The following is a 15,080-nucleotide window of genomic DNA, read 5'->3' on the forward strand; positions in this document are numbered from 1 at the left end:
CGTCTCCGGGGCCTACCCTGATGCTCCGCCCCGCCGCCCGTGTGACCATCGTTGGCATGCCGGAAGCCGCAAGCCTGCCACTCGACGACCCGCGGCCACCGCGCAAGCTCTACCGCAGCAGCGACGGACGCTGGCTCGGCGGAGTGGCGCGGGGCCTCGCCGGGCATCTCGGGCTGCCCGTCGTCTGGGTGCGGCTCGTCTTCGTCGGCCTGTTCATGGCCGACGGGCTCGGAGCGCTGCTGTACGCCGCGTTCTGGTTCTTCGTCCCGCTCGGCGTCGGCGGCGTCGGCGACCAGAAGCCGGCGCTGGTGGGCACGGAGACCTCGCCGGACGGCCGCCGCAGACTGGTGGCCCGCAAGCCGGACCGGGGGCAGATCGTCGCCCTGCTCCTCATGGTCGTCGTCTCCATGGTCTTCGTGGGCAGCGTCAACCTGGGCAGCGCGGCCAAGGCGTATCTGGTGCCCGCCGTGCTCGTCGCGGCCGGTGTCGCCCTCGTCTGGCGTCAGGCGGACAACGCCCGCCGGGCCCGCTGGGTCGAGGCCGGCCGCCAGCGCCGCACCCTCACCCTGCTCCGCGCGGCCGGCGGCGTCCTGCTCGTCACGGCCGGAGTCTCGGCCATCTTCGTCCTGCAGGGCTCGGCCGCCCACCTGGGGGCGGTTCTGCAGGCAGCGCTCGTCGTCATCGTCGGCATCACCCTGCTCGCGGGCCCCTACCTGGTCCGCATGACCCAGGACCTGTCCGAGGAGCGCCTGATGCGCATCCGCGCCCAGGAGCGCGCCGAGGTCGCCGCCCACGTCCACGACTCCGTGCTGCACACCCTCACCCTGATCCAGCGCAATGCCGACAACGCCGGCGAGGTGCGCCGCCTCGCCCGCGCCCAGGAGCGCGACCTGCGCACCTGGCTGTACAAGCCGGAGGGCACGGGCAAGGACGAGGCCGACGAGCCGGACACGGTCGCCGAGGCGGTGCGGCGCAACGCCGCCGAGGTGGAGGACAAGCACGGTGTGCCCATCGAGGTCGTGATCGTCGGCGACTGCCCGCTGGACGAGAAGACCGCGGCGCAGATGCAGGCCGCGCGCGAGGCGATGGTGAACGCCGCCAAGTACGGTGGCGAGGGCGGTGCCGTACAGGTCTACGCCGAAGTCGAGGGAAAGACGGTCTTCGTGTCCGTCAGGGACCGCGGCCCCGGCTTCGACCTCGACGCGATACCCGCCGACCGCATGGGCGTTAGAGAATCGATCATCGGCCGCATGGAGCGCAACGGCGGTACGGCCCGGCTGCGGGCGGTGCCGGGCGGCGGCACGGAGGTCGAGCTGGAGATGGAGAGGGCGGAGAAGACGTCATGAGCGACGCGACCGAGGCGAACGGCACGGCGGAGGCGGCCGAGTCCGGCCGGCCCGACGCCGGCGCGGGCGGGCGGCACGTGCGGGTGGTGCTGGTCGACGACCACCGGATGTTCCGCACCGGCGTCCAGGCCGAGATCGGCCAGACCGCCGAGACCGGGGTCGAGGTGGTCGGCGAGGCCGCGGACGTCGACCAGGCGGTCTCGGTCATCACCGCCACGCGGCCGGAGGTGGTCCTGCTCGACGTCCACCTGCCGGGCGGCGGCGGGGTCGAAGTGCTGCGCCGGTGCGCGGCGTTGACGGCGGACGCCGAGCGGCCCGTCCGCTTCCTCGCGCTGTCCGTGTCGGACGCGGCGGAGGACGTGATCGGGGTGATCCGCGGCGGTGCCCGCGGCTATGTCACCAAGACCATCACCGGCACCGACCTGGTCGACTCGATCTTCCGCGTCCAGGAGGGCGACGCCGTCTTCTCCCCGCGGCTGGCCGGGTTCGTCCTGGACGCCTTCGCCTCCACCGACGCCCCGCCGGTGGACGAGGACCTGGACCGCCTCACCCAGCGGGAACGCGAGGTGCTGCGGCTGATCGCCCGCGGCTACGCCTACAAGGAGATCGCCAAGCAGCTGTTCATCTCGGTGAAGACGGTCGAGTCCCATGTCTCGGCGGTCCTGCGCAAGCTCCAGCTGTCCAACCGGCACGAGCTGACCCGCTGGGCGACCGCACGCCGGCTGGTCTGACCACCGCGGGCTCTCGCCGGTCCGCCGGCGCCCCGGCGCCCACCGGCCTCCGCCCGCCGCCCCGGCCCCACGCCACCCCCGGCCCCACGCCCCCCTCCGGCCCCCGGCCTCCGGCCTCACGGCCCTCACGCCACCCGCGTCGCTCCCGCGAACGGCATCTGGTCGATCGGGGCCAGGCGGACCGGAGCCGACGGGTTCGGGGCGTGGATCATCTGGCCGCCGCCCACGTAGATGCCGACGTGGCTGATCCCGGAGTAGAAGAACACCAGGTCACCGGGCTGGAGTTCGGAGCGCGAGACCCGTCGGCCCGCGTTGATCTGGGCGTATGTGGTGCGGGGCAGGGAGATGCCGGCGGCGCGGTAGGCGGCCTGGGCCAGACCCGAGCAGTCGAAGGCGTTCGGGCCGGTGGCGCCCCATACATAGGGGCTGCCGAGCTTGCCGTAGGCGTAGGCGACGGCAGCCGCCGCCCGCCCGGTGGGAGCCGGGACGGACCCGGCCCGCTCCAGCGGCTCCCGCGGATCCCCCGCCGACCGGGAGGCGCGGGTGCTCGTGCCGCCGGCGCCGGTGACTTCGGTGCGCTGCCGCGGGGTCAGCCGTGCCAGCAGCCGCCGGGCCTCGTCGAGCTTGCCGGTGACGGCCCTCTTCTGCCGTCTCAGCTCGGCCTGCCGGGAGCGCAGCGACTTCAGCTCGATGCGTGCGGCGCCGCGCAACTGCTCGATCTCCCGCAGTTGCCGGCGCACCCCTGACACCGCGGCGGCCTGGCGGTCGCCGGCCCGCTCGGCGAACGCGGCGCCGTCCAGGTACCGGTCGGGGTCGCTGGAGAGGGCCAGTTGCCAGGCCGGGTCGATGCCGCCGTCCCGGTACTGCGCCGCCGCCATCGAACCCAGGGCGTCCCGGGCGGAGTTGAGCCTCTCCTGTCTGCGGGCGGCCTCGTCCTGAAGCCCGGTGAGCCGCCGCTGGGACGTGTCCGCCTTCTCCTTCGCGCCGTTGTAGTGCTCGGTGGCGGCCTCGGCCTCCCGGTACAAGGTGTCCACCTTGGCCTGCACCTGCGCCGGCGTCAGCTGGGGCTCGGCCTGTGCCGTCCCGTCGAGGCCGGTCGCGGCGGCCGCGCCCGCCAGGGCGAGCGTGGCGGCCGTCCGGGCCGTATGGCCGCTGAGCGGGCGTTGCGGGGGCTTGCGGTGCGCTGCCACCTGGACCGTCACGTCCTTCCGAACGACTCGTACGACCGAGCGGTCAGTACGCCCCGCGGCGGCCCGCACAGGGGAAGCGGGCCGCCGCCGGGCCTTTCTCGGCGGAGGTGGCCGGTTGCCGCCTCCGGTCCGGGCGGCGGTGGGGAGCCGGTCACCTGGGGGAGGACGCTAGGCCGGACGGTGACGAGTGGGTAACGCGGTGTGCGGAACTGGCTTCGACGGATCGGGTTGTGACCGTATGTGACCGAGTTGACTGGCCGGAGTCGTCGCCTTTACGGAGCGTGGTGACCGAAGCGCGGAAAGAGGGACGGGCGGGAGTCGTGGAGTGCTATGGGACGCATATATGCAAGATCCTCCCCATGCCGTCCAGGGCACGGCGCCACACCGTCACGGTCCGCTGTCGCGCGTGGAGCACCCGCCGAGCCTCTCGGCGGGGCCCGGTGGCAGGACGTCCGGCGGCTCCTGGTTAGGCTCCGGCTCCATGGACGTACTCATCCATCTCTTCGTCGGCCTGCACATCATCGGTATCGCCGCGCTGCTCGGCGGTTTCCTCACCCAGATGAAGGCGATGGGCCGGGGCACGGCCCGGTTCGTGCCCGGGATGCTGCACGGCGCGATCACCATGCTGGTCACCGGCGTGGCCCTGGTCGGTCTCAACCAGGCCGACGACCATCACGTCAACAGCGTCAAGATCGGCGTGAAGCTGGCCCTGCTGATCGTGATCCTCGGCCTGGTCTACGTGAAGCGCGACGAGGAGCGGATCGACAAGGGCCTCTTCGGACTGGTCGGCCTGCTGACCACGGCCAACATCTTCATCGCCGTCCTGTGGACCTGATCCCCGGCGCGCCGCTCCGGGATCAGCCCGGCCGTACGACGCTGTGGACGGCCGCCTCGCCGACGCCGGCGAGCGATTCCTCGCGGACGTAAGCGCCCGGCCGCGGGGCGTGGATCATCATCCCGTCACCGGTGCAGATCCCGACGTGGCTGACGTCGTCGTGGAAGAACACCAGGTCGCCGGGGCGGGTCTGGTCCGGCGGGACCGGAGTGCCGGCGGCGGCCTGCTCGCGTGCGGTGCGCGGGAGCACGACCCCGGCGGACTTCCAGGCGGCCTGTGTGAGGCCCGAGCAGTCGTAGGAACCGGGACCGGCGGTGCCCGACAGGCACGGCTTGCCGACCTGGGCACGGGCGAAGGCGATGGCCTTCCCGGCCTTGCTCGCGTACGTGCCGGACGGCGCGCCTGCGCCCTGAGCGGGCCGCTGAGCCAGCAGCACGCGCGCGTGGGCCAGCTTTATCCGCATCCTGGCCTTGGCCGCCTTCGGGCCGCTCGCGGCGGTCTCCGGCAGGCCGTGGGCCGACGTCTCGGCGGCGCTGCCGGGCGCGGCCGGGGCGTTGCCCGCCGCCGGGACCGGGGGAGTGACCGTCGTGTCCCGGAGGGACGGCGTGAACGCCGTGTCCTGTACCCCTGGGGTGACCGCCGTGCCCTGGCCCCCTGAGGTGACCGTCGCGTCCCGAAGGGACGGCGCCGGGCGCGCGTCCGGTGCCGACGAAGTCGCGGTCCGGTCCCGTACCGGCTGAGTGATCCCGGTGTCCCGTGCGTATGGAGTGATGTCCCGGTCCCGCACGGGCGAGGCGGGGGCCGCATCCCGCACGGGCGGCATGGGAGAAGCGGACGGCACCGACGGAGTGACGCCCGTGTCGCTCACGGGTGCCGCCGGGGCGGTGACCGGCGCCGAGCCGGGGCCGGCCGGGCCGGGGCCGCGCTGGGCCGGGATCGCCGCCCGCTGGGTGGGCAGGCGGCCCTGGGCGCGCCGGGCGACCTCGTCGCGGAGCCGCTGGAGGCTGTCCGCGCGGCGACGTGAATCCTCGGCCCGCTCGGCCTCCCGAGCGCGCTCGGCCCGCTGGGCCTGCCGCGCCCGCTCGGCCTCCTGAGCCCATTCGCTCCGCTCCCGGCCGGTGACGGACGTCTCGCCCGCCGAGTCCGCCCGGCGGTAGAGGTCGTCGATCTTGCGCTCGACCTCCTCGAGGCTCGGTCTGCTGTGACCGGTCGCCGCCGTGGCGTCGGCGGTCTGGGAGAGCACGGCCACGGAGGTGAGGGCGGCGGTGGCGAGGGCGGGGGTGCGAATGCCCGCCGCCTGGGTTCCGCCGGGGCGCGGCTTGCGGTGCGACGCCAAGGGAGGCGACTCCTTCCGTACTCCGCCTACCGGGTTAGCTGTCGGGTTCGGGCGGGTGCTTGGAAGGGTTGCCCTACGGCGTCGTCCCGGGCGGGAGTCGGCCGATTCACCCCAGGATCGGTGGGTCCCCGGCTCCGGGCACCGTGCGGGGCGCGCCGGACTCGGCGGAGGCCGCATGGCCCGGCGACGTTCGCCGGAGTGGGGTCGTGCGGCCTGACGGCAACCTAGCCAACTCGTGTGTCTTCTGTGAAGGTTGGTGCGAGGTATGTCCGATACATTTCCGTGACCTGAGGGCAGGTTCACGCGCGCGTGACCAGGCGCTTCCTTTGGGTGAGCGGTTTTCGGGCCGGGCCGGGGCGGAGACCGGCTGTCCGGGAAACGGGCCATGTTCCGGGGACGGCGACCGGTTGTCGGTGGGGCGCCCTAGACTCGGAGAGCGATGAGCAGCCTCTTTGACGACAGCTTCCTGGCGGACCTCCAGGCCCCTCGCGGGCGCGAGGAGGAGCACCCGCCGCCGCCCGAGGACGATCACGCTCCGGAGCCGCTTCCGGACGACCTGTTCGGCGGGAAGTTCGACGTGCCGCCGGACCGGGACGCCTACTACCGTGACGGTGCCCCCCGCCCCGTGCTCGACCCCGCGGCCCTCCTGCAGGGGCTGAACGAGAACCAGCGCGCCGCTGTCGTGCACGCCGGCTCCCCGCTGCTCATCGTCGCCGGCGCCGGTTCCGGCAAGACCCGCGTGCTCACCCACCGCATCGCGCACCTGCTCGGCGCGCGGGACGTGCACCCGGGCCAGATCCTCGCGATCACCTTCACCAACAAGGCCGCGGGCGAGATGAAGGAGCGCGTCGAACAGCTCGTCGGCCCGCGCGCGAACGCGATGTGGGTGATGACCTTCCACAGCGCGTGCGTGCGTATCCTGCGCCGGGAGAGCAAGAAGCTCGGCTTCACGTCGTCGTTCTCGATCTACGACGCCGCCGACAGCAAGCGTCTGATGGCCCTGGTCTGCCGCGACCTGGACCTCGACCCCAAGCGCTTCCCGCCCAAGTCCTTCAGCGCCAAGATCAGCAACCTGAAGAACGAGCTGATCGACGAGGAGGACTTCGCCGCCCAGGCCGCCGACGGCTTCGAGAAGACCCTCGCCCAGGCCTACGCGCTCTACCAGTCGCGGCTGCGCGAGGCGAACGCGCTGGACTTCGACGACCTGATCATGACGACGGTCAATCTGCTGCGGGCCTTCCCGGACGTCGCCGAGCACTACCGCCGCCGCTTCCGGCACGTCCTCGTCGACGAGTACCAGGACACGAACCACGCCCAGTACGCCCTCGTCCGCGAGCTGGTCGGGACGGGCGGCCACGACGAGGACGTACCGCCCGGCGAGTACGACATCCCGCCCGCCGAACTGTGCGTCGTGGGTGACGCGGACCAGTCGATCTACGCCTTCCGGGGCGCGACGATCCGCAACATCCTCCAGTTCGAGGAGGACTACCCGAACGCGACGACGATCCTGCTGGAGCAGAACTACCGCTCCACGCAGACCATCCTGTCCGCCGCCAACGCGGTCATCGAGCGCAACGAGTCCCGCCGCCCGAAGAACCTGTGGACCAACGCCGGCCAGGGCGCCCGGATCACCGGCTACGTCGCCGACACGGAGCACGACGAGGCCCAGTTCGTCGCCGACGAGATAGACCGCCTCACGGACGCGGGCCACGCGAAGGCCGGTGACGTCGCCGTCTTCTACCGCACCAACGCCCAGTCCCGTGTCTTCGAAGAGATCTTCATCCGCGTCGGCCTGCCCTACAAGGTCGTCGGCGGTGTCCGCTTCTACGAGCGCAAGGAGGTCCGGGACGTCCTCGCCTACCTGCGGGTTCTCGCCAACCCCGAGGACTCCGTGCCGCTGCGCCGCATCCTCAACGTGCCCAAGCGGGGCATCGGCGAGCGCGCGGAGGCGATGATCGACGCGCTCGCCCAGCGCGAGAAGATCAGCTTCCCGCAGGCCCTGAAGCGGGTGGACGAGGCGTACGGCATGGCCGCGCGCTCCACCAACGCGGTCAAGCGGTTCAACACACTGATGGAGGACCTGCGCACGATCGTGGAGTCCGGCGCCGGACCGGCCACGGTGCTGGAGGCCATACTCGAACGCACCGGCTACCTGGCCGAGTTGCAGGCCTCCACCGACCCGCAGGACGAGACCCGCATCGAGAACCTCCAAGAACTCGCGGCCGTGGCCCTGGAGTTCGAGCAGGAGCGCGGCGAGGGCGAGCCGGTGGGGCTGTCCGACTTCCTGGAGCAGGTCGCCCTGGTCGCCGACTCCGACCAGATCCCGGACGAGGCGGACGGCGACGGCGTCATCACGCTGATGACCCTGCACACCGCCAAGGGCCTGGAGTTCCCGGTCGTGTTCCTGACCGGCATGGAGGACGGCGTCTTCCCGCACATGCGTGCCCTCGGCCAGGCCAAGGAGCTGGAGGAGGAGCGGCGCCTGGCGTACGTCGGCATCACGCGCGCGCGGGAGCGGCTCTACCTCACGCGGTCGGCGATGCGCAGCGCCTGGGGCCAGCCGTCGTACAACCCGCCCTCCCGCTTCCTGGAGGAGATCCCGCCCACCCATGTGGAGTGGAAGCGGACGGGAGCCGCGGCGCCGCACTCCTCCGGGCCGGCGTCCGGGATCGCGGCCTCGCTGTCCTCGACCCGCTCGCGCTCCTCGGCGTCGGGCGCGTCCGGGTTCGCCACGCGGCGTACGGCGGAGAAGCCCGTGGTCGGGCTGGCCGTCGGGGACCGGGTCACCCACGACCAGTTCGGGCTCGGCACGGTCGTCGCGGTCAAGGGCACGGGCGCGAACGCCGAGGCGACGATCGACTTCGGCGACACCAAGCCGAAGCGGCTGCTGCTGCGGTATGCGCCGGTGGAGAAGCTGTAGCCCGTGGGCGAAGGGCCCCGCGCAGGAGCGGGGCCCCGAGGGTCCAGGACCTGTCTTCCGGATCTTGCCGGGGGCGCCCGGTCTAGGTCGGGTCCAGTCCGTGACTGCGGAGCCACGGCAGGGGGTCTATCGCCGCCCCGCCCGCCGGCCGTACCTCGAAATGCAGGTGCGGGCCGGTGGAGTTGCCGGAGTTGCCGGAGTAGGCGATGGGGTCGCCGGCCTTGACGGTCGTCCCGTAGCCGACCTGGTAGCTGGACAGGTGGCAGTACCAGGTCTCCGTGCCGTCCATCGCCGTCACGATCATCATGTTGCCGTAGGCGCTGTTCCACTTGGTGGTGACGGTGCCGTCGGTGGCGGCCATCACCGGGGTGCCGTAGGAGACCGGGAAGTCGATGCCGGTGTGCACCGACATCCAGTTGATGCCCGCCTGGCCGAAGTAGGCGCTGAGCCCGTGCTGCCCGACCGGCAGCGCGAACTTGGGGCGCAGCCGCTCCTTGAGCGCGGCCTCCGCGGCGGCCTTCTTCTTCTCCAGTTCCTGCTGCGCCTTGAGGTCGATGCGCTCCTGGGTGCGGCTCGCCCGGTCGGCGAAGTCGTCGGCGCCGGCGGAGAGGGTCGTGAGCTGGCTGTCCAGCTTGCTGTTGGCGACCGACGGCTTGACCGGCTGCGCGTCCGAGGCGGTGGTGTTGGTGTCCTGGGAGTCGTCGTTGAGCGCGCCGACCGAGGCCGCGGCGATCCCCGCGACCCCCATCACACAGGCCGAGGGCACCGCGACCGTCAGCAGCGCCGAGCGCTTGGCGGGCGTACGGCGCCGGGAGCGTGCCGCGCCGCGCGAGCCCGCGCGGGTCGCCGGTGCCGGGGTGATCTCCTCCTGGTCGTCCAGCAGACCGGTCACGACGGGCAGTTCACCGGTGGCGTCCGGCTCGCCCTCGTCGGCGGGGCGGTCGTCGAAGGCGGTGTCCTCGTACGGCACCTGCGCGAAGGCCCCGGTCGCCTGGGGGTCGTCGGTCTGCTCGAACGTGGTCTGCGAGGCGCCGACGGCCTCGAACGTCGCGGTGCCCTGGAGGTCGCCGGCCACCTCGAAGGTCCCCGTGGTCTGCTGGTCGAACGGTTCGCCAACCTGCCCGGGGTCCGCCGGCACGGTCTGTCCGGCGGTGTTCCACTGCGTGGCGTCGTACGCGCCCGTGTCGAAGGTCTGGGTGCCCCACTCCCAGTGCTGGGTGGGGTCGGCGGTGCCGGTCTGATCGGGCTGCAGCCAGGCGCCCGCGTCCCACTGGCCGCTGACGTCGTTGCCGGTGGCCTGCGCGGGCACGGTCCAGGCGGTGCTGTCGTAGACACCGGAGTCGTAGGCGGTGAGGTGCTGGGCCGCGTACGGGTCGTAGGCCGTGTTCTGGCCGGTGCCGGTCTGCCACTGCGTGGTGTCGTACGCGCCGGTGGTCTGCTCGCCGCCCGGGAGGCTGCCGAAGAGCGGGTCGGTGTGGAAGGCCGTGGCGCTGCCGGAACCGTCCGTAAAACCCGTGGCGTCGTAACTGCCGTACGTGGTGAGGTCGTCGTAGTGGGCTTCCTGTGCCCCGTACGGCGCGTAGTGCGTGGTGGAGGCGTCGGAAGCCGGGGCCGGGGTGGTCATGATCCCCGACGGGTGACGGTCGTTCACCAACTTCTCTTTCGCCTCGACAACAGGGGCTGCCAGAGCAGTGCGGCGACTGTACCCGGCGGTACCTGGGCGCGACAATCTTCGGCCTGTTTCGCGCGGGCCGGAAACGGGCATTCGGCCGTGTTTGGGGGGACGCCGGACGCGACTTTGGCCTGGCGTTCGAAGAATGTTCGATGTCGAGTCGTGATGTGTCCGCTGTGCGCGGGCTGTGCGCTCCCTCGGACCTGCCCCTTCGCCGGCCCCGGTCCCGCGCTCGGTCTCGGCCCGCGCCGGGGCTCGGCCGGCCTCAGGCCACCGTCAGCCCGTCGGCGGACCGGTTCCCGGGGCGCGGATCGTCGAGGGCCTCACGTATCCCTGCCGCCACGGCGGGATGCACCGGCAGGGCGAGGTGACCGATGCCCGTCACCCGGACGTTCCGGGCGTCGAGGTCGGGGTGCTCCAGGCAGGCCGTCTCCAGCGGGTCCATCAGGGAGTCCAGGTCGCTCCAGAAGCTGACGAAGCGGGTCCGGCAGCCGGGCGCGGGCCGGGCCAGCTCCTCGATCACCGCCGAGCCGGGCCGCATCTGCCGCACGATCGGGTGCGCGTCCGCCAGCGGGGCCACCCGGGTGCCGGAGTGCGGCGTACCGAGCGTGACCAGCGTGCGAACCCGGAGGTCGCCGCCGAGGCACTGGACGTAGTAGCGCGCGATCAGGCCGCCGAGGCTGTGGCCCACGATGTCGACCTGGGCGCTGCCGGTGCGCTCGCGGATCTCCTCGATGTGCCGGCCGAGCAGTTCGGCCGCGGTGCGTATGTCACACGTCAACGGAGAGTAGTTGAGCGACTCGACGCGCTGATTGCCGTGCTGGGCCAGGGCGCGGCGGAGCAGGACGAACACCGAGCGGTTGTCGATGAAGCCGTGCAGCAGCACGACCGGCGGGCCGGGGTGGACGGGCAGCCGGGCGACTCCGTCCCCGTCGGGCAGGGCGGCGGAGCGCCGTTCCTGGATCAGGCCGGTCGGATAGAGCAGGAGGTGACCTGCCAGGATCGCCGCCTCCAGGGCGGTCGCCCGCAGCAGCGTCATGGACAGTCCGGCCAGTCTGCCAGGCCACAGGCGACGGCAGAGCGGGAGAAAGAGCGGCGGCAAAACCCCGGTGACCTTCATGGCCGACCTCCTGTCGGCACGCCGGAGGATGACTCGGCCCCCGTGTGCCCTCATGTCCCACCATGTGATTTCCCCCTCGCCGCGCACCGTAAAACTGCCGGTTGCGGGATGCTGGAGATAACGTTCGTTCACTTCGCGACGGTGGCGGAACGCGCCAAAAGTGCGGTACTTGTCGGTATGAACGGAAGCGATCGCTTCCGTGGTCGCTTGATGGAGGCAGTGATGGGTGTGGCAGCCGGTCCGATCCGCGTGGTGGTCGCCAAGCCGGGGCTCGACGGCCACGATCGCGGGGCCAAGGTCATCGCGCGCGCCCTGCGCGACGCCGGCATGGAGGTCATCTACACCGGCCTCCACCAGACGCCGGAGCAGGTCGTCGACACCGCCATTCAGGAGGACGCCGACGCGATCGGCCTGTCCATCCTCTCCGGTGCCCACAACACGCTCTTCGCCGCGGTCATCGACCTGCTCAAGGAGCGGGAGGCCGAGGACATCCTCGTCTTCGGCGGCGGCATCATCCCGGAGGAGGACATCCCGCCGCTGAAGGAGAAGGGCGTCGCGGAGATCTTCACCCCGGGGGCGACGACCACGTCGATCGTGGAGTGGGTCCGCGAGAACGTGCGTCAGCCGGCCGCGTCCGGAGGCTGAGCGGCTGCCCGCGGTGGCTCGGCGGGTGGTGTGGCTGCCTGCGGTGACTCGGTGGGCGGTGCGGGCGGTGCCAGTTCCCGCGTCATCGCCGCCCGCAGCCGCAGCGTGGTGACCAGTCGCTGGAACGCCTCCGCCCAGTACCCCCCGGCGCCCGGTGCGAAGTCCTCCCGCTCGTCGGGTATCGCCAGCAGCGCCTCCAGGCGCACGGCCTCCGCCGGGTCCAGGCAGCGCTCCGCCAGCCCCATCACCCCGCTGAAGCTCCACGGGTAACTGCCCGCGTCCCGGGCGATGTTGAGGGCGTCCACCACGGCCTGGCCGAGCGGCGGAGCCCACGGCACCGCGCACACCCCGAGCAGCTGGAACGCCTCGGACAGGCCGTGCGTGGCGATGAACCCCGCCACCCACGCTGCCCGTTCGGCCGGCTCCAGCGAGGCCAGCAGCTTCGCCCGCTCCGCCAGGGACACCGCGCCCGGGCCGCCCGCCTCCGGCGCCGACGGCGGGCCGAGGAGCGCCCGCGACCACGCGGCGTCCCGCTGCCGTACCGCCGCCCGGCACCAGGCCGCGTGCAGTTCGCCCTGCCAGTCGTCCGCCACCGGCAGCGCCACGATCTCCTCGGCCGTACGCCCGCCGAGCCGCCCCCGCCAGCCGGCGAGCGGTGCCGCCTCCACCAACTGCGCCAGCCACCAGGACCGTTCTCCCCGGCCCGCCGGCGGTGTGGCCACGACACCGTCCCGCTCCATGCCGGTGTCGCACTCCGGCGGCGCCTCCACCGTGATCGCCGGCGCGTTCCCCGTCCGGTCCAGCGCCACACACGCCGTGGCCCGCACGGCCATGCGTGCGGCGAGCGCCGAACCCGGCAGCGCCGACAGCAGTTCCGCCGCCGTCGCCCGGACGTTGCGGCTGCGGTCGCCCAGCGCCTGCTCCAGGAAGGACTCGTCCGCGTCCGACAGGCCCGTGCGCAGCGTGTCGAGGAACATCAGCCGGTCCTCCGCCCGCTCCGTCGCCCACGTCGACGCCAGCAACTCGCGCCCCAGCGCGGGCGTACGGGCGCGCAGCGCGCCCAGCAGCGCCGCCCGCTCGGCGAATAGCCCCTCCTGCCAGAGCCGGCGCACCGCCTCCGGCTCCTCCGCGTCGGGCAGTGCCGCGCCGCCGCCGGGGGCCGCGCGCAGGGCGAACCGCCAGTCCGCGTTCAGCCGGGCCAGCCACAGTGCGCGCGGGCCCGCGAACGCCAGCGCCGCCGGGCGCAGGTCCGTCCGTCCCCGGGCCGCGTCCAGCAGGGCGGGCAGTGCCTGCGGGGGTGCCGCATATCCGTGCGCGTTGGCCGTCGCGAGCCACTGCGGGAGCAGCTCCATGAGATCCGGGGAGCTGCCCCGCCGGCCGCTGCCGGCGCCGCCGGAGCGGTCGGCGAGCAGGGTGGTGAGCCGGTGTGCCGCCGGTGCGGGGAGGGCCGGGCGGGGATCGCCGGGCGCGGGTTCGGGCCGCTGTGCCGCCCGCGCGGGCCGCAGCCCGGCCCGCCGCCGTACGGTCATCACGGCGGCCGCGTCGAGCAGCGCGGCCGGGGCCGTGCGGCCGGGCGTGAGGCGCGCGGGGGCGCGCCGGTCGGTGCCGAGGAGCGCGGCGGTGACCAGCTCCTCCCAGGCGCTGTCCGGTGCCGTGCTGTCCCCGCCGCTCGGAGCCCCGTTCATCGCGTTCCCTTCCTTTCGCCCGCACTGCGCGTGGGTGTCCGCTCGCCTGCCCGGCGCGTAGCCGTCCGTCGGCCTGCGCCGTACGTGGGTGTCCGTCGGCCTGCGCCGCGCGTGGATGTCCGTTCGCCTGCCCGCGCGCGGCTGTCCGTCCGGCTGCCCCGCGCGTGTGTGCCCGTACGGTCGGTCAGCACAGCGGCACCGCCTCGCCGGGCCCCTCCGGCCAGGCCGTGAGCGGGGTGAAGCCGTGGTGGCCGCACTCGCCGAAGACCGTGACGGGGGCGCCGCCGGACAGCGCGACCAGCCGCCACAGTCCGGGCCGGGAGCGGGCGGCCCGGGTGAGCGGCAGGGCCGTGTCGGTGCCGGCGTCGGCCAGCTGCCAGCGGTCACCGTCCGGGACCGGTATCACCTCGCCCAGGGTCACCGGGACCGACTCCAGCCAGGGATCGTCGCGCAGGGCCTCGCCGTACCGGGCCGACGCCTCGGCGGTGGTCACACCCGGCGGGCGGAACCCGGCCGGAGCCGGCGCGGCGAACCGCTCGCCCAGGGCGGCCCGGGACTGACCGGCGCCCGGGTACCCGGTCAGCTCGGCATCCAGGGCCAGGCCGACCGGGAAGGACAGCTCCGGTGCCCGGCCCGCCGCGCCGTAGGACAGCAGCAGCGGCGTGCGGCCGGACTCGGCGCCGTGCAGCCATATCCGGCGCGTCGTCAGTTTCGGGTCCACCCTGTCGTACTGGGCGAGGACCAGCCAGTGGTCGCGCACCGGGGGGCCTTCCGGTGAGGCGGGCAGGCCGAGCCGGGAGCGGACCGTGGCCGCGAGGGCGTCCGGCAGCCGGTCGCGGCGCAGCCAGCCCTGGTCGAGCAGATGCAGCAGCGCGCACTCCTCCAGCAGCCGCGCCGGCCAGCCGGCGCCGGACGCCGGTATCGCCCCCAGCTCCCGCACCCGCGCGGCGAGTCCGGGCGCCTGTGCGTCGACCATGCGGGCCGCCGTCTCGTCCCACAGTCCGTAACCCGCCTGTTCGGCCGCGGCCAGGCCGCCGCGCAGCAGGTCCACCAGGCGCTGCTCCAGCTCGGTCGCGCCCGCGGTGACCCGCTCCGCCCGGCGTTCGGCCCGCCGCCGGGCCGCCTCCGGATCGGCGGGGCCCCCGCCCGGACCCCCCTCGGCCCGCGCTCTCCCGGTCCCGGCGCGGTCGCGGCGGCCCCCGAGCCACTCACCGGCCCAGTCCGGCGGCTGCGCGGAGGCCGGCACCAGACCGTCCTCGCCCGCCCACAGCAGGAGCAGCCCGAGCGCGTGCTTGCACGGGAACTTACGGCTCGGACAACCGCACTTGTACGCCGGGCCGGCCGGGCCGGTCAGGTCCACCACCGTCTGGTAAGGCCTGCTGCCGCTGCCCTTGCACAGTCCCCACACCGTCCCCTCTGCACACCCCGTCCCGGACCACGGCCCGGCCGCGCCGAGTTTGCTCCCCGCCTTGCGTGACGCGGCGTCAGGCGCCAGTGCCAGCACCTGTTCCGCGGTCCAGCGCACCCCCTGCTCAGTCATGCCACCGACGGTAGGTCCCACCACTGACAATCGGCCCTGCGAGCGCGTTTGCCCAGGTCG

Annotated in this window: 11 protein-coding genes and 1 riboswitch; of the genes, 5 read left to right on the forward strand and 6 right to left on the reverse strand. The window is 73.4% G+C overall.

The features are described from left to right. The first annotated feature begins 56 nt into the window (after window positions 1-56). Both FHS34_RS14015 and FHS34_RS14020 read left to right on the forward strand, forming a co-directional pair. Window positions 57-1,346: an ATP-binding protein gene (locus FHS34_RS14015; protein ID WP_184964878.1), complete on the forward strand. Its 1,290-nt coding sequence runs from the start codon at window positions 57-59 to the stop codon at window positions 1,344-1,346. After that, window positions 1,343-2,077: a LuxR C-terminal-related transcriptional regulator gene (locus FHS34_RS14020; RefSeq protein ID WP_184964880.1), complete on the forward strand. Its 735-nt coding sequence runs from the start codon at window positions 1,343-1,345 to the stop codon at window positions 2,075-2,077. Before FHS34_RS14015 ends, FHS34_RS14020 begins: the two co-directional genes overlap by 4 nt. A 125-nt stretch (window positions 2,078-2,202) precedes the next feature. On the opposite strand, the gene FHS34_RS14025 is transcribed toward FHS34_RS14020, so the two are convergent. Further along, on the reverse strand, window positions 2,203-3,267 hold the full coding sequence (locus tag FHS34_RS14025) for a C40 family peptidase (RefSeq protein ID WP_313149106.1): 1,065 nt from the start codon (window positions 3,265-3,267) through the stop codon (window positions 2,203-2,205). Window positions 3,268-3,748: 481 nt separating this feature from the next. On the opposite strand from FHS34_RS14025, the gene FHS34_RS14030 reads away from it, so the two are divergent. After that, window positions 3,749-4,102 carry a hypothetical protein gene (locus FHS34_RS14030; RefSeq protein WP_184964884.1) on the forward strand — a complete coding sequence of 118 codons (354 nt, stop codon included), beginning with the start codon at window positions 3,749-3,751 and terminating at the stop codon, window positions 4,100-4,102. Window positions 4,103-4,124: 22 nt separating this feature from the next. Here FHS34_RS14030 and FHS34_RS42545 read toward each other — a convergent pair whose 3' ends face one another. Further along, on the reverse strand, window positions 4,125-5,438 hold the full coding sequence (locus tag FHS34_RS42545) for a C40 family peptidase (protein WP_225817591.1): 1,314 nt from the start codon (window positions 5,436-5,438) through the stop codon (window positions 4,125-4,127). An 8-nt stretch (window positions 5,439-5,446) separates the two neighbouring features. Further along, window positions 5,447-5,615, reverse strand: a riboswitch (cyclic di-AMP (ydaO/yuaA leader). Between the two features lie 262 nt (window positions 5,616-5,877). Between FHS34_RS42545 and pcrA the strand changes: the two genes are divergently transcribed. Further along, window positions 5,878-8,358, forward strand: a complete 2,481-nt coding sequence (gene pcrA, locus FHS34_RS14045) for a DNA helicase PcrA (RefSeq protein ID WP_184964886.1) — start codon at window positions 5,878-5,880, stop codon at window positions 8,356-8,358. 82 nt (window positions 8,359-8,440) lie between these two features. On the opposite strand, the gene FHS34_RS14050 is transcribed toward pcrA, so the two are convergent. Together FHS34_RS14050 and FHS34_RS14055 are read right to left on the reverse strand one after the other, a co-directional pair. After that, window positions 8,441-10,009, reverse strand: a complete 1,569-nt coding sequence (locus tag FHS34_RS14050; RefSeq protein WP_225817590.1) for a M23 family metallopeptidase — start codon at window positions 10,007-10,009, stop codon at window positions 8,441-8,443. 286 nt (window positions 10,010-10,295) lie between these two features. Further along, complete coding sequence (locus FHS34_RS14055) at window positions 10,296-11,150, reverse strand: esterase/lipase family protein (RefSeq protein ID WP_184964890.1); 855 nt, start codon at window positions 11,148-11,150, stop codon at window positions 10,296-10,298. Between the two features lie 222 nt (window positions 11,151-11,372). On the opposite strand from FHS34_RS14055, the gene icmB reads away from it, so the two are divergent. Further along, on the forward strand, window positions 11,373-11,795 hold the full coding sequence (gene icmB / locus FHS34_RS14060; protein WP_184964892.1) for a coenzyme B12-dependent isobutyryl CoA mutase small subunit: 423 nt from the start codon (window positions 11,373-11,375) through the stop codon (window positions 11,793-11,795). Here icmB and FHS34_RS14065 read toward each other — a convergent pair. After that, window positions 11,771-13,480: a DUF5691 domain-containing protein gene (locus FHS34_RS14065; RefSeq protein WP_225817589.1), complete on the reverse strand. Its 1,710-nt coding sequence runs from the start codon at window positions 13,478-13,480 to the stop codon at window positions 11,771-11,773. The two genes, icmB and FHS34_RS14065, sit on opposite strands and share 25 nt — an antisense overlap. A gap of 184 nt (window positions 13,481-13,664) precedes the next feature. Next, the gene (locus tag FHS34_RS14070) at window positions 13,665-15,020 is read right to left on the reverse strand and encodes an SWIM zinc finger family protein (RefSeq protein ID WP_184964894.1); all 1,356 of its coding nucleotides are present in this window, start codon (window positions 15,018-15,020) and stop codon (window positions 13,665-13,667) included. Window positions 15,021-15,080 lie beyond the last annotated feature (60 nt).

Source organism: Streptomyces echinatus (assembly GCF_014203595.1).
GTDB classification, from domain to species: Bacteria; Actinomycetota; Actinomycetes; order Streptomycetales; family Streptomycetaceae; genus Streptomyces; species Streptomyces echinatus.

Excerpts from the sequence above, each read along its gene's own strand:
- FHS34_RS14055 (WP_184964890.1), bottom strand. The coding sequence starts at position 11,150 with ATGAAGGTCACCGGGGTTTTGCCGCCGCTCTTTCTCCCGCTCTGCCGT.
- pcrA (WP_184964886.1), top strand. The coding sequence starts at position 5,878 with ATGAGCAGCCTCTTTGACGACAGCTTCCTGGCGGACCTCCAGGCCCCT.
- FHS34_RS14070 (WP_184964894.1), bottom strand. The coding sequence starts at position 15,020 with ATGACTGAGCAGGGGGTGCGCTGGACCGCGGAACAGGTGCTGGCACTG.
- icmB (WP_184964892.1), top strand. The coding sequence starts at position 11,373 with ATGGGTGTGGCAGCCGGTCCGATCCGCGTGGTGGTCGCCAAGCCGGGG.
- FHS34_RS14015 (WP_184964878.1), top strand. The coding sequence starts at position 57 with ATGCCGGAAGCCGCAAGCCTGCCACTCGACGACCCGCGGCCACCGCGC.
- FHS34_RS14030 (WP_184964884.1), top strand. The coding sequence starts at position 3,749 with ATGGACGTACTCATCCATCTCTTCGTCGGCCTGCACATCATCGGTATC.
- FHS34_RS14065 (WP_225817589.1), bottom strand. The coding sequence starts at position 13,480 with ATGAACGGGGCTCCGAGCGGCGGGGACAGCACGGCACCGGACAGCGCC.
- FHS34_RS14020 (WP_184964880.1), top strand. The coding sequence starts at position 1,343 with ATGAGCGACGCGACCGAGGCGAACGGCACGGCGGAGGCGGCCGAGTCC.